27 protein-coding genes are annotated in these 21,768 nt (G+C 39.7%); 11 read left to right on the top strand and 16 right to left on the bottom strand.

Going from position 1 to position 21,768, the window contains the following annotated elements:
- Positions 1–415: 415 nt before the first annotated feature.
- From KA713_11875 to KA713_11860, 4 genes are all read left to right on the top strand, one after another.
- The gene (locus tag KA713_11875) at positions 416–991 is read left to right on the top strand and encodes a TetR/AcrR family transcriptional regulator (protein UXE65190.1); all 576 of its coding nucleotides are present in this window, start codon (positions 416–418) and stop codon (positions 989–991) included.
- A 52-nt stretch (positions 992–1,043) separates the two neighbouring features.
- Positions 1,044–1,856 carry an SDR family oxidoreductase gene (locus tag KA713_11870; protein UXE65189.1) on the top strand — a complete coding sequence of 271 codons (813 nt, stop codon included), beginning with the start codon at positions 1,044–1,046 and terminating at the stop codon, positions 1,854–1,856.
- Between the two features lie 114 nt (positions 1,857–1,970).
- Positions 1,971–2,420 carry a DUF1569 domain-containing protein gene (locus tag KA713_11865; protein UXE65188.1) on the top strand — a complete coding sequence of 150 codons (450 nt, stop codon included), beginning with the start codon at positions 1,971–1,973 and terminating at the stop codon, positions 2,418–2,420.
- Positions 2,421–2,423: 3 nt separating this feature from the next.
- Positions 2,424–2,771, top strand: coding sequence for a hypothetical protein (locus KA713_11860; GenBank protein ID UXE65187.1), 348 nt, complete (start codon positions 2,424–2,426; stop codon positions 2,769–2,771).
- Between the two features lie 197 nt (positions 2,772–2,968).
- Here the strand turns inward: KA713_11860 and KA713_11855 are convergent, their stop codons facing one another.
- Entirely contained in the window at positions 2,969–3,583 is a 615-nt protein-coding gene (locus KA713_11855; GenBank protein UXE65186.1) for a hypothetical protein, read from the bottom strand.
- A 152-nt stretch (positions 3,584–3,735) separates the two neighbouring features.
- Here KA713_11855 and KA713_11850 point away from each other — a divergent pair, with 152 nt between their 5' ends.
- The 4 genes from KA713_11850 to KA713_11835 all read left to right on the top strand — a co-directional run bounded on the left by KA713_11850 (position 3,736) and on the right by KA713_11835 (position 7,154).
- Positions 3,736–4,929, top strand: a complete 1,194-nt coding sequence (locus KA713_11850) for a homogentisate 1,2-dioxygenase (protein ID UXE65185.1) — start codon at positions 3,736–3,738, stop codon at positions 4,927–4,929.
- A 16-nt stretch (positions 4,930–4,945) separates the two neighbouring features.
- Entirely contained in the window at positions 4,946–6,361 is a 1,416-nt protein-coding gene (locus KA713_11845) for a glucosylceramidase (protein ID UXE65184.1), read from the top strand.
- Between the two features lie 69 nt (positions 6,362–6,430).
- Positions 6,431–6,757 (top strand): DUF1223 domain-containing protein, encoded by a 327-nt coding sequence (locus tag KA713_11840; GenBank protein ID UXE65183.1) that lies wholly within the window; start codon positions 6,431–6,433, stop codon positions 6,755–6,757.
- On the top strand, positions 6,735–7,154 hold the full coding sequence (locus KA713_11835; GenBank protein ID UXE65182.1) for a DUF1223 domain-containing protein: 420 nt from the start codon (positions 6,735–6,737) through the stop codon (positions 7,152–7,154). Before KA713_11840 ends, KA713_11835 begins: the two co-directional genes overlap by 23 nt.
- A gap of 41 nt (positions 7,155–7,195) precedes the next feature.
- On the opposite strand, the gene KA713_11830 is transcribed toward KA713_11835, so the two are convergent.
- Both KA713_11830 and KA713_11825 read right to left on the bottom strand, forming a co-directional pair.
- A complete protein-coding gene (locus KA713_11830; GenBank protein ID UXE65181.1) occupies positions 7,196–8,065 on the bottom strand; it encodes a hypothetical protein in 870 nt (289 codons plus the stop codon).
- A 97-nt stretch (positions 8,066–8,162) separates the two neighbouring features.
- Positions 8,163–8,423 (bottom strand): hypothetical protein, encoded by a 261-nt coding sequence (locus KA713_11825; GenBank protein UXE65180.1) that lies wholly within the window; start codon positions 8,421–8,423, stop codon positions 8,163–8,165.
- 41 nt (positions 8,424–8,464) lie between these two features.
- On the opposite strand from KA713_11825, the gene KA713_11820 reads away from it, so the two are divergent.
- Positions 8,465–9,160, top strand: a complete 696-nt coding sequence (locus KA713_11820) for a hypothetical protein (protein UXE65179.1) — start codon at positions 8,465–8,467, stop codon at positions 9,158–9,160.
- 76 nt (positions 9,161–9,236) lie between these two features.
- Here KA713_11820 and KA713_11815 read toward each other — a convergent pair whose 3' ends face one another.
- From KA713_11815 to KA713_11775, 9 genes are all read right to left on the bottom strand, one after another.
- Positions 9,237–10,094: a bile acid:sodium symporter family protein gene (locus KA713_11815; protein ID UXE65178.1), complete on the bottom strand. Its 858-nt coding sequence runs from the start codon at positions 10,092–10,094 to the stop codon at positions 9,237–9,239.
- Between the two features lie 138 nt (positions 10,095–10,232).
- Positions 10,233–11,081 carry an ATP-binding cassette domain-containing protein gene (locus KA713_11810; protein ID UXE65177.1) on the bottom strand — a complete coding sequence of 283 codons (849 nt, stop codon included), beginning with the start codon at positions 11,079–11,081 and terminating at the stop codon, positions 10,233–10,235.
- A gap of 229 nt (positions 11,082–11,310) precedes the next feature.
- Positions 11,311–12,096, bottom strand: a complete 786-nt coding sequence (locus KA713_11805) for an ABC transporter permease (GenBank protein UXE65176.1) — start codon at positions 12,094–12,096, stop codon at positions 11,311–11,313.
- A 5-nt stretch (positions 12,097–12,101) separates the two neighbouring features.
- Positions 12,102–12,875 (bottom strand): ABC transporter permease, encoded by a 774-nt coding sequence (locus KA713_11800; protein ID UXE65175.1) that lies wholly within the window; start codon positions 12,873–12,875, stop codon positions 12,102–12,104.
- Positions 12,876–12,881: 6 nt separating this feature from the next.
- Positions 12,882–13,580 (bottom strand): ATP-binding cassette domain-containing protein, encoded by a 699-nt coding sequence (locus KA713_11795; protein ID UXE65174.1) that lies wholly within the window; start codon positions 13,578–13,580, stop codon positions 12,882–12,884.
- A gap of 78 nt (positions 13,581–13,658) precedes the next feature.
- Positions 13,659–13,817 (bottom strand): hypothetical protein, encoded by a 159-nt coding sequence (locus tag KA713_11790; GenBank protein ID UXE65173.1) that lies wholly within the window; start codon positions 13,815–13,817, stop codon positions 13,659–13,661.
- Between the two features lie 10 nt (positions 13,818–13,827).
- On the bottom strand, positions 13,828–14,121 hold the full coding sequence (locus KA713_11785) for a hypothetical protein (GenBank protein UXE65172.1): 294 nt from the start codon (positions 14,119–14,121) through the stop codon (positions 13,828–13,830).
- Positions 14,122–14,176: 55 nt separating this feature from the next.
- A complete protein-coding gene (locus KA713_11780; protein ID UXE65171.1) occupies positions 14,177–14,953 on the bottom strand; it encodes a hypothetical protein in 777 nt (258 codons plus the stop codon).
- A gap of 11 nt (positions 14,954–14,964) precedes the next feature.
- Positions 14,965–15,108, bottom strand: coding sequence for a hypothetical protein (locus KA713_11775; protein ID UXE65170.1), 144 nt, complete (start codon positions 15,106–15,108; stop codon positions 14,965–14,967).
- Between the two features lie 119 nt (positions 15,109–15,227).
- Here KA713_11775 and KA713_11770 point away from each other — a divergent pair, with 119 nt between their 5' ends.
- A complete protein-coding gene (locus tag KA713_11770; protein UXE65169.1) occupies positions 15,228–15,887 on the top strand; it encodes a response regulator transcription factor in 660 nt (219 codons plus the stop codon).
- Positions 15,888–16,105: 218 nt separating this feature from the next.
- Here KA713_11770 and KA713_11765 read toward each other — a convergent pair whose 3' ends face one another.
- The 3 genes from KA713_11765 to KA713_11755 all read right to left on the bottom strand — a co-directional run bounded on the left by KA713_11765 (position 16,106) and on the right by KA713_11755 (position 18,419).
- On the bottom strand, positions 16,106–17,563 hold the full coding sequence (locus KA713_11765) for an aminopeptidase P family protein (protein ID UXE65168.1): 1,458 nt from the start codon (positions 17,561–17,563) through the stop codon (positions 16,106–16,108).
- Positions 17,564–17,635: 72 nt separating this feature from the next.
- On the bottom strand, positions 17,636–18,154 hold the full coding sequence (locus tag KA713_11760) for a GNAT family N-acetyltransferase (GenBank protein ID UXE65167.1): 519 nt from the start codon (positions 18,152–18,154) through the stop codon (positions 17,636–17,638).
- Between the two features lie 115 nt (positions 18,155–18,269).
- Entirely contained in the window at positions 18,270–18,419 is a 150-nt protein-coding gene (locus tag KA713_11755) for a hypothetical protein (GenBank protein UXE65166.1), read from the bottom strand.
- Between the two features lie 201 nt (positions 18,420–18,620).
- On the opposite strand from KA713_11755, the gene KA713_11750 reads away from it, so the two are divergent.
- On the top strand, positions 18,621–20,141 hold the full coding sequence (locus KA713_11750) for a hypothetical protein (protein ID UXE65165.1): 1,521 nt from the start codon (positions 18,621–18,623) through the stop codon (positions 20,139–20,141).
- 10 nt (positions 20,142–20,151) lie between these two features.
- On the opposite strand, the gene KA713_11745 is transcribed toward KA713_11750, so the two are convergent.
- The gene (locus KA713_11745; GenBank protein UXE65164.1) at positions 20,152–21,768 is read right to left on the bottom strand and encodes a D-aminoacylase; all 1,617 of its coding nucleotides are present in this window, start codon (positions 21,766–21,768) and stop codon (positions 20,152–20,154) included.

The raw sequence follows: 21,768 nt of genomic DNA, 5'->3' as shown, positions 1-21,768 counted from the left end.
GTCAATAGCCCAAGTATTGCGTGTTTCATTCGGACTTAAAAATCAAAGATAACCAATTGGAAAACATGACGAAGTACCGCCACCAGAGACCATACTACCACATAAATATCCCTTTTTGTTTAATATTATTTCCGTTGTATAAATCCAAAAATAGACAAAACCTATTGCATCTATAAACAGCTATGCTGAGTAAGTACAATTAAATTAATTTGCTGAGGCTGTCTTTTTAGGTATGTAACCAAACCTTAGTCTTTATTGAGAAGGAGTGTATGGTTACGGGCTTACTCAAATAGGAAATAGCTACATAGGAAAAGCTCAATTTGACTCTGCCTCTCGTTTTTATAACCAGACTTAACTTGTTTAAAATGATTATATTTATCATATAAATGAATAATTATTCACTTACATTTGCGTCATGGCACGACCACGTGATGAGAATAAGATTGAAGCGATCTACGAAGCAACCTTGCGGTTGGTATTGAAAACCGGTTTTAACGGGTTGAAAATGGCTGATGTGGCAAAAGCAGCCAAATTGGCCACGGGCACTCTCTATATATACTTCAAAAACAAAGAGGTACTTATCAACGAACTGTATTTTCATTTGAAGAAAAGCAAAACGGCTAAAATGTTGGAGGTATTCGATCCCAACGACTCTTTTTCGGACGCCTTCAAAAAACTTTGGTTCAATTATCTAACCATTAGTTTGGCCGAGCCTGAGCGGATGCAGTTTATCGAGCAGTTTACCCATACCAGTTATCTCACGAAAAAGACAAAACAACAAAGCGACCAATTGCTAAAGCCCTTGGAGGATTTTTTATCGATCGGAATCAAGCAAGGTTTGGTGAAGAAATTGCCTGTGGAATTGCTGCTCAGTCAACTGCTTGGCCCTATTAACGAAACGGTGAAGTTACACTACGATCAAACGCTGAAGATTACGCCATCACTAAAGGAAGAACTTTTTCAGATGGCATGGAATAGCATTAAAGCATAAAAAAATTTAACCGATAAATGAATCAAAATTCACCTACTAAATTTACCTTACTATGAAAACAGTCGTCATCACAGGTAGTTCGTCTGGCATTGGCAAAGCTGCAGCCATTTATTTTCAACAGCAAGGTTGGAACGTGGCTGCCACCGTGCGATCGCCTGAAAAAGAAACGGAGTTGAACAAACTCCCAAATGTAAAGCTATATGGATTGGATGTGACCAGTACTTCCAGCATTGAGCAAGCATTGAAAAACATTCAAAAAGATTTTTCAAAAATCGATGTAGTAGTAAACAACGCTGGCTTCGGGGCCGATGGCGTGTTTGAGTCGATGGATGATGAGTTCATTCAAAAGCAGTTTGACACCAATGTGTTTGGACTCATGCGCGTAACGCGCGAAGCAGTGAAAATCATGCGCACGCAGAAAGGCGGCACCATTGTGCAGATTGCGAGTGTAGGTGGCCGTGTGGCGTTTCCGCTGTATTCCATTTATCATGGCACCAAGTGGGCGGTAGAAGGTTTTACGGAATCATTGCAATACGAAGTCGCTCCGTTCAACATCAAACTGAAATTGATTGAACCGGGTGCTATCAAAACAGAATTCTATGGGAGAAGCCGTGCGTTTATGAAACCGGATTATACCACCGACTACAACGAGTTTGTAAAGAAGTGCGAAGCTGTTAGCATGGATGCGGGCGAAAAAGGCGCTTCGCCCGAGGCAGTGGCCAAAGTAATTTTCAAAGCAGCCAACGATTCATCCACCAAAATGCGCTACCCGATTGCGTATCCAGCCAATGTGCTGTTGCCACTAAAGCGATTGGTGCCTGAGCGATTTTTCTTTTGGGCGGTGAGACAGTCGTATAAAATATAGAGTAGACATTCGGCAATTGACAAGTAAATTGAATCCCGAAAGCCCGCCTGACCGGACCGGCAGGGATGACATGGTATAGAAATGATGGAAAAAATAATGGAAATAACATAAAAAATGAAAAACATCAACAAACCATCCGATTATGAAGAAATTGTAAATCGGGTGAAGTTGCTCTCAACAGCCAATATCCGCCAATGGGGTAAGATGGATTTGCCACAGATGCTGGTGCATTGCACAGCTCAATTGAAAATAGCATTGGGTGAAATCACGGCTGCGCCCCAAGGTTCGTTTATGATGCGCACGGCTTTGGGTAAGTGGATTGCTTTCTCTAATTTTACTTGGCCGAGGGGCACGGACACACCGAATGAAATGAATGTGCACATGAATAGTTTCACGGTCACAGATATTGAAAACGAAAAGAAAGAATTGCTCGATTACTTAGCTCGCACGAAGTCGGCATCCCAACTCATGCCGCATCCATTCTTTGGAGCAATTCGCAAAAAAGAGTGGGGCCGACTTGTTTATAAGCACATCAACCATCACTTGAAACAGTTTTCGCAATAGCCTATGACTAGTTTTGTATTTTACCTTGGCATTTCATTTATCCTTCTCCACGAGATGGACGCGGTGCGCTGTCATGAATGGAGAATTTTTCCAGGTCTGTCCTTACTCAAGAATAGCACTGGGTTTCTGGCCTTCATGGTTTTGCATATTCCATTATTCGTGTGGATACTAATCGCACAGGGCGATGGTGCTTTTCGCAGAGGCTTTGATATTTTCCTTGTGATTCACCTAGGGCTGCACCTCCTGTTCTTAACTCATCAAAAAAACGAATTTAAAGACTGGATTTCATGGACAATCATTAGCGGGGCGGCCATTTGCGGAGCAATTGATTTAATCCAAATTATGCATTAGACTCTGTTGATAGCTTTTTTCTTCAACAGAATCAATAACTTAGTTCACCATGCATAGCATTAGAAAGGTTTGGAATAAAACTTGTTGCAAGGTGCTCATTTTCATCAATTTATACGATGATTGAAATTCTCTAATGCATAAAGTGGGATTATTTCCCGACAATATTTTATTGACATTTGGACAAAGTGTTAATCTTGTCAATCTTCATTCGCCTTATTCTTCTCCCATGTCTTCAATGCATCGGGAAACGCTTTGGCATCGCGTTGCGCCAAAAGGTTACTGTAGTATTTGGCCACCAAGGTATCGCCTGCGCGGAAGTACGCTTCTCCCAATGTGTCGATGAAGCTGTTTTCTCCAGTAGCGTATACATTGAGTATCTGAGCCCATTGTACAGCATTCTGAAATTGCTTTTCACGAATGCAATCGTACACAGCCGAGTTAATGATACCCGGTGAAACTTTTTTGTCTACGAGGTGATGAAGGATGCTATCTCGTTGGAGCGTCAGTATCTCTAGCGAGCACTTACTGTAGTTTTTCACGACCAGATGCAAGGGTGTGCCACGCTGTTTGAACTCCGTGAAATAGGAATTTCCAAACGTAGGCTGTCGGTAGGTTTTGTTTTCTTTGTCGTATTCGGCTGTCAATTTTATTAGATGCTCAACGGGCAAGTGGCGACTGCTGATGGCCTTGTCCAAATCAGTCACGCGGTCGTTATAAACAAAATCAGGTCGCTGCTTAAAATCGATTTGCGACATAGCGCACATGCACGAGGCGTGCAACGTTTCATAGGTATAACTTTTACAAAGATTCACCCACTAAACCATTTAGCTTGTTAACGTCTTTCAAACGAGTTGTTAAACCAATGTTAAAGTAAGCCATTTAGAGATTATCAATATCAGTTTGTTTTCGCTTCTAACTTCAAGTATTAATCAGTAATTTCGTTGCGAAAAATTTTTGAAACGATATGTACTACCACCGACTAGGTAAAATACCCCCCAAGCGCCATATACAATTTCGTCAACCCGATGGGAGTTTGTACAAAGAAGAGTTGGTCAGCTCTGAAGGCTTTTCCAGCATTTACTCTACGTTGTATCATATCTATCCGCCAACGCGAATCAAGACGGTGAAGGAACCGGTGAAGTATGGCCCACAAATCATCAAAGATTATTCGCTTCGGCAAACGCATCTGAACACCTCAAAAGTAACCACCACGGGCAATGACTTTTTAGAAGCGCGCAAAGTATTGTTGGCCAATGCCGATTGCTCGATTTCCATTTGCTCGCCCCAGCAACGCAAAATGGACTACTTCTATAAAAATGCAGAAGGTGACGAAGTGCTGTTTATTCACGATGGCAATGGGGTGTTGTTCTCGCAGTTTGGAAAATTGGAAATACGCAAAGGGGATTATGTGGTGATCCCGCGCACGGTGATTTATAAACTGGAATTTGAAGAAGGGCCATTACGTTTGTTGATTATTGAATCCGCTTCTCCTTTGGAAACGGTAAAGCGCTATCGCAATCAACTGGGTCAGTTACTGGAGCATTCACCTTACTGTGAGCGCGACATTCGCCCCCCACATGAATTGATTACCGATAGCTCGCGCGGAGAGTTTTTGATGAAGATAAAAAAGCAAGGCTACTTGCATCAATACGTGTATGATTATAGCCCGCTCGATTTAGTAGGATGGGATGGTTTTCTTTGGCCGTATGCTTTTTCCATTCATGATTTTGAACCCATCACCGGTCGTTTGCACCAGCCACCGCCAGTACACCAAACGTTTCAATCGCACAATTTTGTAATCTGCTCGTTTGTGCCGCGGTTGTTTGATTATCATCCGTTGGCGATTCCTGCTCCGTACAATCACAGTAACATCGATAGCGATGAGGTGCTCTACTATGCCGAAGGAAATTTTATGAGTAGGAGAGGGATCGAGCGCGGCTCGTTCACGTTGCATCCGGGAGGATTACCCCATGGCCCACACCCTGGTACGGTAGAAAAAAGTATTGGCGCAAAGGAGACACACGAGTTGGCTGTGATGGTGGACACCTTTCGCCCGTTGTATTTAACAGAAGATTCGTTGGCATTTGTGGATTCAAATTATCCCATGAGTTGGACGGATAATGCTGAGGGAGGATTTCATGAGGTGAATACGCCCTAATTTGATAAATCTTACTGTGAAAAATTTATCTTTACTTGCATTCCTGTTGGTATACGGTTTGTCTTGCAGTCCTTTGAAGGAGCGGCAAGCAATATCGGATGGGGGAGAAGTTTCAGCATGGATCACCACCAGGGATCAAAAATCTTTGTTGACCAAACAATCAATTCCCCTTTCGTTTGATTCCGATTCTGTTTTCACCGAAGTCATTGAGGTGGATACCGCTCAACGGTTTCAATCCATTGACGGGTTTGGATTTGCCCTTACGGGTGGCAGCGCCTATTTAATCAACCAAAAACTTTCCCCAGCCAAAAGGGAAGAGTTGTTGAAGGAGTTGTTTCTAAAGGAGGGAACCGGAATAGGCGTTAGCTATATCAGAATAAGTATTGGCTCATCCGATTTAGATGAACATGTGTTTACCTACAATGATATGCCAACAGGCAAAGTTGATATCCAGCTGAATCAGTTTAGTCTTGAGGAAGATAGAAAGAACCTGATTCCATTGTTAAAGCAAATAATTGCCATTAACCCGGCAATAGAAATAATGGCTAGCCCGTGGTCGGCACCAGCTTGGATGAAGACCAACCAAAGCTTGAAGGGCGGAAGCCTTGCAACTGCCTACTATGAAGTATATGCGCAGTACTTTGTAAGGTACCTTCAGGGTATGGCGAAGGAGGGCATCATCATAGATGCTATAACAATTCAGAACGAACCCGAAAATCCAAATAACAATCCGAGCATGGTGATGACCGCGGAGGAGCAAAAGATCTTTGTAAAAAAACATCTCGGACCCGCTTTTCAAACTAATGGAATAAAAACCAAGATTGTAATCTTCGACCACAATTGCGACCATCCCAATTATCCAATATCGATTCTGAATGACTCTGAAGCAAAGAAGTTTATTGACGGATCGGCCTTTCACCTTTATTTGGGGAACATCGATGTGCTTTCACAAGTACAGGTGGCGCATCCTGATCGTAACATTTATTTTACCGAGCAGTGGACTTGGTCGAAAGGAGAGTTTGGAGGTGATCTTAGATGGCACACCAAAAATTTGATTATTGGTGCCACCCGCAACTGGAGCCGGAATATGTTGGAATGGAATTTGGCTGCTGATGAAAATCAAAATCCCCATACCGATGCCGGTGGCTGTACGGAATGCTTAGGGGCATTAACGATTGGTGATTCCATCAAAAGAAATGTTTCGTATTACATCATTGGCCACGCTTCAAAGTTCGTGAGCCCTAACTCGGTGCGCATTGAATCTACTTCTCTAACTAGTTTGCCAAACGTAGCATTCCAAACAACCAATGGCCAAAAAGTTTTGATTGTTTTAAACGATACCGACCAAGCACAAAAATTTTCAATCCGATTTGCAGGAAAAACCGCATCCACTGAACTGCCCGCCTCTGCTGTGGGTACTTTTATTTGGTGAGTAAGTTTGAAATAGTAGTGTTGTCGCCTCGTTGACAAACTGAGTGTCCACGATCTTCGTTTACCAAGCATGACAAAGAAACTTCTATTCGCTATGATTTTGGCGAGCACCACGCTTAGGGCGCAACAAAATCCGGTCATCATTGAATTATTTACTTCGCAAGGCTGTTCCAGTTGCCCCGCAGCCGATAAAAACCTGACTGAAATATTGCAAAAAGCAGCTAAAGAAGGGCAGCCTGTATACGGTCTGTCTTTTCATGTTGATTATTGGAATTACATTGGCTGGAAAGATACTTATAGCAGCAAAGCATTTACGGAGCAGCAGCGAAAATATTCGGAGCAACTAGGATTTGTCGTCTATCTATACCCCCCAAATGATCGTGAACGGAACAGATGAATTTGTGGGCGCCAATAAAAATGCTTCGGAGCGTGCGATTACCAAAGCATTGAACCAACCTTCCGAGTATCAAATAGCAATCGGTGGACGTTCGTATGCCAATGGAAAATTGAAAGTGAACTATTCCATTGCTCCTCACTCCAAGATTGAAAAAGGTGATGTAATCAATCTTGCCATCGTAGAAAAATCACTTGAGAATTATGTTCCCCGCGGTGAAAATTCATGGCGCAAACTTCATCATGACAATGTGGTGAAATGGTTTAGCAGCTTTCCGCTAAAGGAAAAAGGCGAATTGGAAATCGCAGTCTCGCATTGGAATGAAAAGAAGTATGTACTGGTAGTTTATATCCAAAACAGTGATTGGAAGGTGTTGGGAGTGGCTTCGATACAAGAATAGTAATTATTGGGCTTGGTAAAACAGACTTTGTTTCTATAACATCAATTGCATTTCCACTTAAATGAATAGAAATTGGCTTCGGCTTCAAATGAATTATTTAAAAAACAGGAGTTATCAACATTTAACAAATAAAGGCCACTAAAAATGGAATTTGTTGCATCGGTGTAGATCCATTTTTTGTAAAATTTAATCACCTTATATTCTTTCATAAAAAGTTCATTCCGAGGTTTGTCAAAAAAGGTATTCAATGATCCAAACGCTTCAAACTGTAATACATGTATGATTTCGTGTGAAATTTGTTTAGAGCTATAATACTTATCGCTCATTAGTATTGAATTTGTCAAAGTTGTACCAGCAAGTTCGCTTGAATAGGTATTTATCTTTAGTGAATCAGTAAAGAAAATTGGGTGCCCCAATTTAAACGTTTCAGAAAAACTCAGATTCCCTCGAGAAAAGCAATAAATAAATCCATATAACGCATAAGGCATTACTTTGTATCGAAATTTAACCCGGGTTTCAATATCAATTTCCAATCTATTGAACCCGAAGTTTAAGTGCCAAGTTTTTAAAAATTTATTATTACTTGCTGCATTTTCGATAATTGACATACCTGCGGCATTCATCAGCTTTGATCCCCACGCAATTGATGGGTTTTCAATATCACCGTACTGATAGATTAGCTTCTTGCTTCCATAGACCAATAATCCACCAGTAGCCCCCTTTGCAAATCCACGGAGGAAAAGCTTTGTAAGTTTCTCATTTGGTTTTTTGTTAATCATCGAACCTATTCCACCGATGAGCCCTCCAGTGCCAACGTTAAACAATGCAGCTTGAACATCATTTTGCTGAGAAAAAGATTTAAGGCACGATAAGCATAATAAAATAGCGTAAAGAACTTTGTTTGTTTTCATCATCTAAAAATAGAAAATGCGAGGAAAAAATTTTGACCTAAAACTACAAAAAAAGGCAGCCAGAATCGGCAGCCTTTTTTTAGTTTTAAAATCAAATCTATTCAATCGCCATTCGTGAAGAAACCAAATCAGAATTGTAAAGAGAAACCACAGTATTATTATTGATAACCTGCTGATTTCCTCTTGCTAAGATTATATCAAAACTACAGTCAGATGGAAACCTTTGTAAATCAGCTCTACTTATTGTAAAAGATCCGGTGTCATCAACTAATTTAGTCAAATCGACATCAGAAATTTGCTGATCTGTGATTGAATATGACCTACCAATTAAAGCTATCGTAATAGGTTTGTTGTTCAAGAATTCAGAACGAGCCCGAAAATCCAAATAACAATCCGAGCATGGTGATGACCGCGGAGGAGCAAAAGATCTTTGTAAAAAAACATCTCGGTCCTGCTTTTCAAACCAATGGAATAAAAACCAAGATTGTAATCTTCGACCACAATTGCGACCATCCCAATTATCCAATATCGATTCTGAATGACTCTGAAGCAAAGAAGTTTATTGACGGATCGGCCTTTCACCTTTATCTGGGGAACATCGATGTGCTTTCACAAGTGCAGGTGGCGCATCCTGATCGTAACATTTATTTTACCGAGCAGTGGACTTGGTCGAAGGGAGAGTTTGGAAGTGATCTTCGTTGGCACACCAAAAATTTGATTATTGGTGCCACCCGCAACTGGAGCCGGAATGTGTTGGAATGGAATTTGGCTGCTGACGAAAATCAAAATCCCCATACCGATGCCGGTGGCTGCACGGAATGCTTAGGGGCATTAACGATTGGTGATTCCATCAAAAGAAATGTTTCGTATTACATCATTGGCCACGCTTCAAAGTTCGTGAGCCCTAACTCGGTGCGCATTGAATCTACTTCTCTAACTAGTTTGCCAAACGTAGCATTCCAAACAACCAATGGCCAAAAAGTTTTGATTGTTTTAAACGATACCGACCAAGCACAAAAATTTTCAATCCGATTTGCAGGAAAAACCGCATCCACTGAATTGCCCGCTTCCGCAGTGGGTACTTTTGTTTGGTGATGTATCCAATGTAATGAAGGCACGATGCTAGGCGCAGCTTCCATATTTTATGAAGCTGTCTCCATAATGAATAACATCAAAATTTGTTGCGTTTCACTAGGTATCCAAATAGTGCAGCCGTGAAAAACATAAGGATGCTATAGAGTGCTGCGGGTACACTCATTAATGAATTATTTAATACACTGAGTGCAATGAAGATGGCCAATGTGCCGTTATGAATCCCGATTTCCATGCCAATGGCAACGGCTTGTTTCTTTTCTACGCGCCACACTTGCGGTAAATAATAGCCCAAACCCATGCTCAACAGATTGAATACTAATACTGGAAATCCAATCTCGCCAAAATGGGTAATGAGGATAGCGCGCTCGCGATAGACAGCCACCACAATTATCAACACCAAAAACACAGCCGATAGAATTTTTACGGGCTTATCCATTTTTGTGGCAAAAGAAGGCGCTTTACTTTTTACAAGCATGCCCACTGTTACAGGCAATAACACGATCATAAATACTTCCACTATTTTCGCAAATTGCATCGGCACATATTGATCGGATGTCATGAAGTGTGCGAGTGAAAAATTAACAACCAAAGGTAAGGTGAATAATGTAAGCAAACTATTGACTGCGGTGAGTGTAATATTAAGTGCTACATCACCATCCGAGAGATGGCTGTATAAGTTAGCAGTTGCTCCACCCGGAGATGCTGCCAACAACATCAATCCAACCGCAAGGGCTGGCTCTAAACCAAAAATTTTTGCCACAAAAAAACAGATGGCCGGTAGCAAAACCATTTGGCAAGCCAACGCAATGGTTACAGCCTTCGGATACTTGATAATTCTTTTGAAATCGCTTAGTGAAAGTGTTAGCCCTAACCCCAGCATGATGATGCCAAGCGCTATGGGCAATAGGGCAGTGGTTAAAAAATTAGACTGCATAAAACTAGCTTAGTTCTTTTTCTCTTTGCCTAAAACCGACAATACAAAATTATCATTTTGACAGACTAAAGCAAGGATGGCATACAAGGTTCTGGGGGCGGATTATAAGATATTGCAGATATTAGAATCATTGAGCGTTTAAGAATCTGTGCTGGTTGATAAAACTTTATGCGTTATAATTTCCCCTTTCTCCAATCGAAATACCCGATCACAAACCTCGGCTGTTTTATGCCTGTGTGTTACCATCAATATAGCCATGGCTGTTTTTTCTTTTTGCAGGATGGATAGAATGAACGACTCGGTTTCTTTGTCCATGGCGGCAGTGGCCTCATCAAGTAAAAGCAACTGTGGTTTTTTAAACAATGCTCTTGCCAATGCCACCAACTGTTTTTGTCCACCCGAAATGTTGATGCCCTCTTCGCCCAATAAAGTCATGTAGCCCTGTGGAAATTCGCTGAAGAATTTCAAAAAACCTTTTTCTTGGCAGAATTGAACTGCACGCTGATAATCCTCAGGCTGATCGCTAATCGTAATGTTGTAAAGTAAGTTGCCATTGAAAATTTTGATTTCTTGTGGTACGCAACCGATGCCCGAACGCCAAGCAAAGGTGTCGATAGATTCTAGACTTTGCTCGTTTACTTTGATCGTGCCCGCTTCTGGTGCATAGAATTTTTGAACAATTTGCATCATCGTGCTTTTACCTCCACCGCTTTCGCCCAGTAAAGCAACCATTTCTCCTTTTTTGATTTTCAATGAGACAGCTTTCAATATCTGTTTCCTTCCGGGGAAACGAAATGATACATGGTCAATCGATAATTCTTCCAATTGAATTTCCAAAAATTCCCCGGTAGTGCTTTGCCTCTCCATAGCTGTAAACTCAAACATCCGATCAAACGCTACCAGAGCTTCTTGGATTTGTATGTTGGAAACAACCAAGCGGTTAACAGAAGGAATGATATTGCCCGCAATCCCCAACAAAGCAACCAACTCTCCAATGGTCAGTTTTTTGTAGTTATTATATTAGAACCCCGCGTTTTATGAATAACTGAATCTACTTTATCTGCCTCTATCTGACCATCATAAAAATCGAAATACATTTCCTCTGTAAGTATTAGTTCATTGCTCACAAAAGCAATTACAAGATAAAAATAGGATTACTATTAAAATTTTTTCCCACAGATGATTGTTAGATTGAGTTAATTCAGCTGATTCCATATTACTTGTAGAATTTCGAGTACACAAAGATCGTATGCCTTAAATAATAGACCAAAGTAATAGTTACAAGAACTACAAGCATACTTAACTTCTCATATTCCCCAACGATTGGTCCCCAAATACCATGATTATATTTAACTTTAATACTTAGCCAAAAATTTTCATTAGGCCAACCGTAAGGCAAAAAACTCAAAAAGTCAAATAGACAGGCAATTGGCATAATTACACTTATTAAAATTAATAGTGCTTGATTGCTACTAAAAAAATGCAGCATTAAATGAAAGGCGGACGCAGATAAAGAAAGAAGAAAAAACTTACACATAAAACAAAGTAACACTAAAAGTGCACTCATGTACTCAGTAGAATTTACAGATAATGGAAGTATTAATGCTTCCAATGCCGCAATTAAAAAGATAGCCATTACAACAATAAGGTTTATCACAAAGGATGAAAACAATTTCGACATTATGTGGAAATGGTAAGGAACAGGTAACGTGAGTAAGTATTTCCAGGTATTATTTTTCTTCTCCAGTTGATATAAAAAAACCAAGGCCAAGTTTAAACCAATCAATCCAATGGAACAGACAAATAGATATTTCCCAACATAAAATGACGTAAACAAATTGCTTTCATTAGCTGCTTTACTAAACTGAAGAAGAACATACTTTTTTGAAAGAATTAGCCATGATAGGAGTAGAGAAAGAATAATTGAAATTAATAGGTAAATGAACTTCTTTTGCTTGCTGATTTTGAATAAATCATTCTGTATTAACCAAAGAAGCTTCATGCGAACTAATTTAAGGCCTGATATATTTTATTATTGTAGAATTTTAAACCTAATAGTAATACAAGGGAAATTATTATTGATTGAAGGTAAATAGTTAGATCAACACCAGTTCCTAATTGCAAAGACCAATATGATTTAACTCCATAGCTATAATACTGAAAGGGGTTATAGGGAATAATTATAGATCCTATTGAAATTGCCCCAATTATTATAAGGCCTGGGCTATCAACTAATAGGACAATCATAAATAAAACAATTATCAATGGAATTGATAGCAAAAACACTCCCCCGAAAACTATAGACAGAGTTTTCAAATCAAACATCTGATAGTGAGAAAAAGGCCAATCCGTTTTTAAATTCCCTAAAACCAGACTCACAAGGAATAGGGAAAACGCAGAAATTAATATGGATAAAAATAAATAGGAAATTACTAGGATTAGTTTTGAGTAGATTAAATCGGAAAACCTTAAAGGTAGTGTGTTAAGGAATTTCCATCCTTTTGCTTTCCTTTCAATTTCAAAAAACCAGACTAGAAAAATTGAATAGTATGGCACTAAAAGAAATTTAAAAAGAATCTGAAACCATTTATAAATATAGTTATACGGGTTAGGATCATTACCCGCGCTTTGAATGCGCTGGAGAAATTCGTCATACGGCATTATGTAGATGAATGCAAATACTATGAATGATGGGACTGCCAAACTAAAAATTAATAAAAATGAAAAGGGAGATTTAGCGCACTTGGTAAATTCATTTTTGAGAGCAATAAATAGTAGCATCTAAATTTATCCCTTTACCAAATCAAAATATATTTTATCAAGAGTTCCTGCCGAAGTGCCCTTCAACTCTGAAGTGTGTACCGCAGTACCATTGTGTATTATGCCTACGTGTGTTGCTATCTTTTCTAATTCAGAAAGGTGATGACTTGATATCAAAAATGTAGTATCATTTTCCTTGTTTAATTTAAGGATCAATTCCCGAAACTCATTAAGGCCATTAGGATCAAGACCATTAGTAGGCTCATCCAGGATAACAATCTCTGGTTTACCAATCATTGCGAGCGCGATACCTAATCTTTGCCTCATACCGAGCGAAAAAGTACTAACCTTATCCCGCGAAACGTTTTCCAAACCAACAACCGATAGCAACTTCTTAAGGTACTCTTTTTCAGTACCGTAAATTCTTCGTGCTAATTCCAAATTTTCAATTGGGCTTAAGAAGTCATATAAAGAGGCGTTTTCAATTAAAGAGCCAATTTTTTGCGATAGGAGAAGCCTATTAAATTGGTTAATAAGTTGCTGATTTATTTTCACAGTTCCTGAGTCAGGAATAATTATTCCTAGAATTATTTTAATAAGGGTTGATTTCCCCGCCCCATTTTTTCCCAAAAGGCCAAAAATTGATTTTTTTGGAATATCAAATGTAACGTTCTTGAGGACTTCCGTCTTTTTATATGCATACGATATGTGATCAATTTGAATCATTCAGTTAGTTAAGTTCAAATATACAGTTTAAGCAATAGTAATGACCTTATAAAGACATTACTATTGCTATAACCAGTACTACCATGGCTCCGCGTATTGGAAAGTGCCATCGCAACCAAAGCAAACAGCCCAATCACCCCAACGGCCAAGATTCCAGTGTTCACAGCAAATACCTGCACCAGAGCAGCCGCAACCTCTTTCAATTTGTTCCATTTTTTCAACATTCAAACTTTTCATAAAATTTTATTTATTTTTCCCAGAATCCGTCTGGAGCGGTTGTTTTAATCTGCCTGCCGGCTAAGGCATTAAAACATTTAAAACAACCAATCAAGGAAAACCAAATAATTTTGATAACAATTTTAAAAAGAAAAATACCCTCCGCCAAAATGCATGCTTTGAAAAGTAGTATAAAATCGATTGGTTTATTCCATGCAAAAAATGCTGTGGAAAACGCAAGGGTTGTAAGTAGCAACTTGAAGGCATATATTAAAAGAAATATTGCTTGTAAAAGCCATTTTTGCTCATGCTTTTTTTGAAGCATCCCTTCAATCCATTAACAGATGAAATCTCATCGATGGATTAACCCCAGCGATATACTATTGGTTTGTTCTATCAAGCATTTTTTTAATTGCCTGAATGGCAATTGTTTCATTGGGCAAGGGCGGAATAAATATCTCAATTCTTCTTTTTTTATTTATCAAAACATACCAAGGCGCCCCTTGAAAATTTTTTGAGATATCGAAATCAGCTGTATAAATATTTTGATGAGCCCTCTGAAATTTACTTGAAAAATAGAATTCCAATTTTTTTGATTCATTATGATTGCAAAAGATGTAGTTCACATTAGGATAATCATCAATCAAAAGTTCAATGTGAGGTGAAGAACCCTTCCACGTAGTTTGAGATTCATCTCTTATCATGAGCAATGAAAATTCATTTTTCAATTCTTCAAGCGTCTTCAATGCACCCGCTTTGCAGTTTACTTTAAAGGGAGGTAACGAATCACCTAGGCCAAGCTTAGTCTTAGCATCAAGACCAGTTGTAGAGATTATTTTATCGTCATAAGCATAAGTTTTGTATCTATTTCCATCTTCCTTTCGTGGTTTCCGAATTATGCGTTCAATCTGGCTTGAACTATTCAAACTAGGAACGGAAATATACTTACCTGTTTTAAGTAATTCATGAACTTGTTTTAAGGTAAGAAGATTTCCCAATGAATCCCTATTGATAATATTTTCGACATCTTGTTTTCTGTCAATGATAATTTCTTGACAAAAAGCAACTCTGGCGATACTGAAACAAATGATTCCAACAATTTCAATTTTCATAGAAAAAAAGGCTTGAACAAACCAATTTAAGTTTGCCCAAGCCACTTTAAATTAGGTTAGAAATAGAACTTGCAATTCGATACTGAATAGTATCCATAAAAAGAATCACCCCAACTTACTTCCAAACCCCAGTTTAAATCGCAAACTAAGGCCCAGCCCCCATTAAGCTCTTCCATTTTTTCAACCTCTAGCTTTTTCATAATCGTGTTGTTTTGGTTTTTCCCAGAATCCGTCTGGCACGGTTGTTTTTTTTTGCCTGCCGACTTAGGCATTAAAACATTTAGAACAACCAATTAAATATACCAAAGTCCCCCCATAAATGGGTAATTTTGAGAAAAATATTTTTATGGGCGGCAAAAAGGTGTTGGCAATGGTGGTAGATGACCATCCGATGATATGTGATGCTATTGTTCAATTAATGGAATCTCCTTCCATGCACGTGTATGCAGCCTACTCGGAAGAACAAGCTCTTTCCATTTGCAAAGCGTATAGCCTTTCTGTTGCATTGGTAGATGCGCGCCTTCCGCCAGGGAGTGGTATCGACCTAGTTAAAGTAATGAAAAAAAATTACCCCGCCATAAAAGTGGTGGGCATCAGCAGTTATAATGAAGAAGCCACCATCGCAGAATTTTTGATGGCTGGTGTTGTGGGGTTTTTATCAAAAGCTTCGCTGCGCAAACCAAAATTAGATGATTGCTTGGCGCAGGTGCTAAATGGAAAGCAATTTTTTTCTCCAGAAGAATTGGCCCTAAAAGAAAAGTTGTTTACAAATAAAAAGCCCCCCACCACGCATTTGGCTATACGCGAGCGTGAAATTGCTCTTTTAATCAGTCAAGGTTTTTCGGCAAAAGAAATAGGTGATCAATTAAAGCTGTCTAAAAACACCGTGGATGCTTATAAGAAAGACCTGCTTGCAAAAACACAAACAAAGAGCAGTGCTGAAATGATTGCTTATCTATTGCGTAATGGCATTTTGTGAAGCGGCAGATCCACTAGCACCACCATGCCTTTTTCGATAGCAAAGGCAGTATAAAAATTTGCATTGATAGATTTTGCTCGTTGCTCCATTGATTTTAAACTTGATTGAAACTTCTAAATGAATAGCCAATAAGCTCACCAATAACCAGCAATAGCAATACACCAATAGAATAGATTGTAAGCTCCATTGGGTTACTGTGTAACCTTGTCGATTAAAATTTACTTTTTATTTAACTCCGGCAATACAAAATTATCCAACGGACTGGGCAATTTCATAGCTGCTTCAATATCCTTTACGGTGCGGGGTGCGAGTATGGATAGATGATCGTAGCCATCTTTGGTAATCAAATAATCATCTTCTATTCGTACTGCAATGCCCCACCATTTTTTATCGCAGGGTGCACCTTCGGGAATGTAGATACCTGGCTCAATGGTGATAATCATATTTTCTTGGAGTTTATCGTACGTCCCTTTGTCGTGTACGTCTAGCCCAATATGGTGGCAGCAACCGTGAGGATAATACAAATTGCGTTCGTCTACTGTTTTGATGATACCCAATTCAAACAACCCTTGGTTTACGATTCTGCGGGTGGCCAATGTTAAATCGCGGAAGGTGGTGCCGGGCTTGCAAATTTTCATCGCTTCTTCTTGTGCTTTCAACACCAATTCATAAATCTGTTTTTGCTCAGGGGAGAATTTTCCGTTCACAGGAATAGTGCGTGTAATATCGGCCGTGTAGCCGCGGAACTCAGCACCCAAGTCCATTAAGATTAATTCTTTATTGCTGATGTTGGGTTTATAGTTGTCTATATAGTGAAGAATACAACCGTTGTGCCCCGCACCAACAATGGAGGGATATCCCAAATCTTCGGCTTGGTATTTTTTAAATACAAATTCATGAATGCCTTGCACCTCACGCTCGCTCATGCCTGGCTTCATGGCCTTCATCACCTCCAATTGGCCGGCACATGAAATCTGGACAGCACGTTTGACTAGCTCGATTTCTTCTTTTGTTTTTATTCCGCGCAGGTCGTCCATAATGCTCTCTAATCCTTTTAGATCGATGTTGTTTTTGAGCGGCTCTACACTTAAAGTTGTTTTGTCTTTTTGATTGAAGTTTACCTTGGCTTTAAACTGCGCTTGTAAATCGTACATGTCAGCACTGTCGCGGTCATCGTCACGCACATCGTTGAAGAAATCGTAGAACAATACTTTGTCGAACTTCGTAAAGTTTACATTGTATTTTTTGAAATCGGTGTTGTTAAAGGCTTGGTTAAAACCCAATACATCTTTCACACCTTTATCGCCCAACCGCCTGCCTGTCCACATCTCGCGCATTTCGTTGCGAGGTTGTACAAAAACAATTTCGTTGTACTCCACTCCGTTGTTAGCGGTTTGGTTGTCTTTAAAAACAAAAAGCACCGCGTTGGGTTCGCGGTAGCCGGTTAGGTAGAAAAAGTCAGGATCTTGGTGATAGACGTAGTCTACATCGTTAGCACGATTGCGCACTGGGTTGGCAAAAAATACCGCCACTGAATTGAGTGGCAACTTTTCGCGCAGCTTTTCTCTGCGGTCTTTATGGAAATCTTTGGAAAGGAAATCAGACGGGAAATCAGAATTTTGGGCTATGCCTGAAAGCGAAACCAATAGCGTGAGGGCAATCGAAAGGTATTTCATCTTAAATATTGATTTAGTGTTTAAAAGTACTTAAATGAATTAAACTTTTATGAAGAAGTTTGATAGACTGAATCAATTTATTTTTTTCTCCAGCACCACAAACTCCAATTCTTGCTTCGGAATGCCCCACCTCGTATCGGGAACCACAAAAGGCTTTCGCTCGCCCGTTAGTTGGTAGCCATGCCGCATGTACCAATCGATTAACTCTTTTCGAACGGAAATCACGGTCATTATTATCGTGTCTACTCCAAGTAATTTTGCGTGATTTTCCCCAGCCACTAATAATTTCTTGCCAATGCCTTTGCCTTGCGTGTTGGGTGCTACCGACAACATTCCCAAATACAGCTTGCCTTTTTCCTTTCGCAACTCCACGCAACCAAGTATTTTACCTTCTTCAGAGTACTTCAAGATTATTGTGTCCGACTTGCTGATTAATTCTGCAACGGCCACCTCATCAATACGAGTGCCATCGAGTAAATCCGCCTCGGTAGTCCAGCCTTGTTTGGAATCTTCTCCGCGATAAGCGGAGTTAACGAGTAGGTTGATGGCAGTTGCATCGGCCAATGTTGCAGTTGAAATTTGTGATGACATAGTTCAAATATATTACTTTGCACTTTCTGCCCCAATGAATGTTTTATAAAATCGACCTGTTCGCTATCTTTATTTTTGTGGGAATTGTGCAGGCGATCTTTCTTTCGCTTTTTTTTTAGCCAACAACCGAAAAATTGAGACGAACGTGCATCAAGGCATCATACTGCTGGCCGTGACGTTTTACCACATGGCTGTCCCAGATTTTTTCAAAAATTGTTTTTGGATTTTCGTTCATCACTTTTACAAAAATCGTTAGTTCGCTCACGTATCCTTAAAACAAAATCGTCCCGTGCTGACATTTTCAGTACGGGGCGGCCTTCACAAAGATGAAATGATCACCTTTTAAATACAATCACGATGATGAAACAACTTCTATACAACAGAAATGAAACTTTGAAAAAGTTTGTGCTGACAAGTGTTTGGTAGCTATCGTTTGTTGGTTACTTTTGTTAACAATATCAACTATTTGAAAAATACTGTGCGATATGGTTTTTCTGTTTTATTATTGGCTATCTCACTTTTTTGTGGAGCACAACAGAATGCTACCTGTGAGTGCCAAAAAGATTTGGCCTTTACAGCTAATTACCTTGAAAATCATTATGCTGGATTTCAAGACAATGTGACTGATAGGAATATCGATGCATACAATTCGCTTAAGAATGAACTTAATGGACAGGCAACCAACAATCTGCCCGAAACGCAATGCTTTCTTTTGCTAAAGAAGTATTTGAATTTCTTTCGAGACAATCATTTACAAATTCGTTTCAAAGACACAAAAGCTGTTGATGAGAAATCTGAAATAGAGGTGAACAAATTTAGAGAGAGTTCTATTTTTAAGAGTAGAGAAAGAATTCTCAATGATTCGATTAAAACATGGAGATACCTCGAGCTATCATTGGATCCAATTGAGGGCATTTATGAAAACGATGTATACCAAGTAGCTGTAGTCAAAGACAATCAATCAGATTTTAGGGATTACTATGGCTATATCACTAATAGTAAAACACAGTTGTGGGATGCAGGTCAAGTTAAGTTTGAAATTAAACGAGTATCCATTTCAGGGTTTCAAACAATATTGTTCATGCGAAATCACTCTATCGAAGTAAAAACGGTTGATGCCATCAATCCAGTTTTTGGAATCTTAGATGTAAAGAAGATATACCCAGTCGAAATGGTAATTAAAAAGACCGATAGAAAGGACTTTAGCTTGCCACCAGATGGAAATTGGTTTCAATTTAAGGTATTGGATAGCAGCACTTCATACCTTCACATCAAAAGCTTTCATGGTTCACTGAAAAGAAAAATTGACTCAGCTCTAATAAAAGCTATACCAATCTTTGCAAAGCGACCTAATCTTATAATCGACATCCGTAATAATGGCGGTGGGAGTGACCAATGCTGGGAATTGTTAGAAAAGTATATTTACACACAACCTTATGAATATGGCGTAACGGAATATTATTGCTCACCTGAGATCATCAAAAGAAATGAAGAATACCTAAGCGAGATGAAAAGGAATAGAAAGGAATATGGCTGGGGAGCGATTGCCTTTTCTAAAATTAAGCTTCGAAAAATTCGAAAAGCAAAAGCGGGCACGTATTTGACTTTTAAGGAAATTATTCCGTGGTGGGCGCGGCCTTTTGTGAATAGCACGAGTTACAAACAAAAAAAAGTCTATAAGTATCCTGAAAAGATAATTGTAGTATATAATAGAAATACAGCAAGCTCAGCGGAGGGTCTAATACTTAGCGCCATGAACAGTAAGAAAGTTTTAACTTTTGGAGAAAACTCAGGAGGCTATATTGCTTTTGGAGATGTTCGGTTGACTAATACACCTTCTGGTTTTGTATTGCAAAGTGCCACCCAGCGAACTCGAAACAGGTTTCCATATGAAAAAATCGGTATTCCACCGAAGGTAAAAGCCGAAACTGGGGAAGACTGGGTTGAACAATCGAAAAAGCTGCTAACGAATTTTTCTAGTAAGTAACAGTAACTAACTAATTCAACTTTACCACCCTCCCAGGCATCATCCCTGTATGTTCGCCATCTTTCAAAACCTGGAGGCCATTTACGAAAACATGTTCAACCCCAGTAGCATATTGATGGGGCTTCTCGAAGGTGGCATTGTCCTTTACCGTCAAGGGATCAAAAACAACTACATCGGCAAAATGACCAACTGCGAGAGATCCCCTCTTTTTTAATTTTAGGTTGGAAGCCGGCAATGATGTCATTCGCCTGACAGCTTCTTCCAAGGGCATTAGTTTTTCATCGCGTGAATATCTTCCAAGCAAGCGAACAAAACTTCCGTAAGCTCGTGGGTGAAGGTTGCCTTGGTTGTAAGGAGGTTCGTTTGCGATTGATCCTGCATCGGAACAAATACTAACAAACGGCAATTGCAACATTCGCTTTACGTTTTCTTCCTTCATCAAAAAGAAAATGCAGGGAATAGTTGAGCGATCTTCCACAATTAAATCAAGCATGGTTTCATTAGCACTCTTTTTGCGGTGGGTTGCAATTTCACTCAATCGTTTGCCTCTGTAGAGTTTGTTCAGTTCTTCACTTCTAAATCCTAAAATCATTACATCTTTGGGGTCTGATAGGCGTGAAGGAATACCCATTTCCAATTCTTTTAAAACTCGTTTTCGAAGAACAGGATTCTTCAATCGCTTGCGCATTTCACCTGCGCCACCTTCTTGCACCCATGTGGGCAAGCGAGCCGTCATACTGGTGCCACTGGCATTGTAGGTGTACATGTCGGCTGAAATTTTTAAACCAGCCTTCTGTGCGCTATCGATTTTGGCAATCACCGTATCAATCTTATTCCAGTTCCACGTGTTGTTGATTTTTAGATGATAAATCTCGGCTGGCACATTGGCTTCTTTGGCGATTCGAAAAACCTCGTTGAGGGCAGCATAAATTTTATCGCTTTCACTGCGCATGTGTGTGATGTAGATTCCTTTAAATTCAGCCACCACTTTGCACAACTCGATCAACTCTTCGGTGGAAGCATAATCCGCAGGAGCGTAAATCAACGATGAGCCCAAGCCCAAAGCACCTTCTTGCATGGCTTCGCGTACTAGCGTTTTCATTTGCTCCATCTCTTCTGGCGTTGGCTTCCGGTTTTCGTAACCCAGCACATAGTTGCGCACCGAAGTTGCACCCACAAACGAAGCAAAGTTTGGGCTCGATCCTTTCTTTTGCAGATAGGTAAAGTACTCTCCCAACGAACCCCACAACGAATCGCGTTCATTTTTTTTCTTTCTCGGTCCAGGGCTCCAACCCTCACCAAAAATCTCGAGCGTAACGCCTTGTTTAACATCACTCATCGAGCGACCATCTTTTAGCAACGAGCCATCGGCCCAACTCAGCATGTTGATAAATCCGGGTGAAACGGCTTTGCCTTTTGCATCCATTTCTGTTTTGCCTACGTCACCCGACAAATCACCAATGGCTGCAATGGTATCGGCATTGATACCCAAATCTGCTAAATAGGGATTGCCCCCACGTCCGTCATAAACAGTTCCATTGCGGATGATGGTGTCGTAGGTTATTGGTTTTTTTGACGAACAGCAAAAAATAAGAAAAGAGAAAAAAAATAATTTCCGGTTGATCAT

The sequence above is a fragment of the Chryseotalea sp. WA131a genome, from assembly GCA_025370075.1.
Lineage (GTDB): Bacteria > Bacteroidota > Bacteroidia > Cytophagales > Cyclobacteriaceae > ELB16-189.
This window is presented reverse-complemented; position numbering and strand designations above follow the sequence as displayed.

Excerpts from the sequence above, each read along its gene's own strand:
- KA713_11875 (UXE65190.1), top strand. The coding sequence starts at position 416 with ATGGCACGACCACGTGATGAGAATAAGATTGAAGCGATCTACGAAGCA.
- KA713_11870 (UXE65189.1), top strand. The coding sequence starts at position 1,044 with ATGAAAACAGTCGTCATCACAGGTAGTTCGTCTGGCATTGGCAAAGCT.
- KA713_11865 (UXE65188.1), top strand. The coding sequence starts at position 1,971 with ATGAAAAACATCAACAAACCATCCGATTATGAAGAAATTGTAAATCGG.
- KA713_11860 (UXE65187.1), top strand. The coding sequence starts at position 2,424 with ATGACTAGTTTTGTATTTTACCTTGGCATTTCATTTATCCTTCTCCAC.
- KA713_11850 (UXE65185.1), top strand. The coding sequence starts at position 3,736 with ATGTACTACCACCGACTAGGTAAAATACCCCCCAAGCGCCATATACAA.
- KA713_11840 (UXE65183.1), top strand. The coding sequence starts at position 6,431 with ATGACAAAGAAACTTCTATTCGCTATGATTTTGGCGAGCACCACGCTT.
- KA713_11835 (UXE65182.1), top strand. The coding sequence starts at position 6,735 with ATGATCGTGAACGGAACAGATGAATTTGTGGGCGCCAATAAAAATGCT.
- KA713_11830 (UXE65181.1), bottom strand. The coding sequence starts at position 8,065 with ATGAAAACAAACAAAGTTCTTTACGCTATTTTATTATGCTTATCGTGC.
- KA713_11820 (UXE65179.1), top strand. The coding sequence starts at position 8,465 with ATGGTGATGACCGCGGAGGAGCAAAAGATCTTTGTAAAAAAACATCTC.
- KA713_11815 (UXE65178.1), bottom strand. The coding sequence starts at position 10,094 with ATGCAGTCTAATTTTTTAACCACTGCCCTATTGCCCATAGCGCTTGGC.
- KA713_11805 (UXE65176.1), bottom strand. The coding sequence starts at position 12,096 with ATGAAGCTTCTTTGGTTAATACAGAATGATTTATTCAAAATCAGCAAG.
- KA713_11800 (UXE65175.1), bottom strand. The coding sequence starts at position 12,875 with ATGCTACTATTTATTGCTCTCAAAAATGAATTTACCAAGTGCGCTAAA.
- KA713_11795 (UXE65174.1), bottom strand. The coding sequence starts at position 13,580 with ATGATTCAAATTGATCACATATCGTATGCATATAAAAAGACGGAAGTC.
- KA713_11790 (UXE65173.1), bottom strand. The coding sequence starts at position 13,817 with ATGAAAAGTTTGAATGTTGAAAAAATGGAACAAATTGAAAGAGGTTGC.
- KA713_11785 (UXE65172.1), bottom strand. The coding sequence starts at position 14,121 with ATGCTTCAAAAAAAGCATGAGCAAAAATGGCTTTTACAAGCAATATTT.
- KA713_11775 (UXE65170.1), bottom strand. The coding sequence starts at position 15,108 with ATGAAAAAGCTAGAGGTTGAAAAAATGGAAGAGCTTAATGGGGGCTGG.
- KA713_11770 (UXE65169.1), top strand. The coding sequence starts at position 15,228 with ATGGGTAATTTTGAGAAAAATATTTTTATGGGCGGCAAAAAGGTGTTG.
- KA713_11765 (UXE65168.1), bottom strand. The coding sequence starts at position 17,563 with ATGAAATACCTTTCGATTGCCCTCACGCTATTGGTTTCGCTTTCAGGC.
- KA713_11760 (UXE65167.1), bottom strand. The coding sequence starts at position 18,154 with ATGTCATCACAAATTTCAACTGCAACATTGGCCGATGCAACTGCCATC.
- KA713_11745 (UXE65164.1), bottom strand. The coding sequence starts at position 21,768 with ATGATCAACCGGAAATTATTTTTTTTCTCTTTTCTTATTTTTTGCTGT.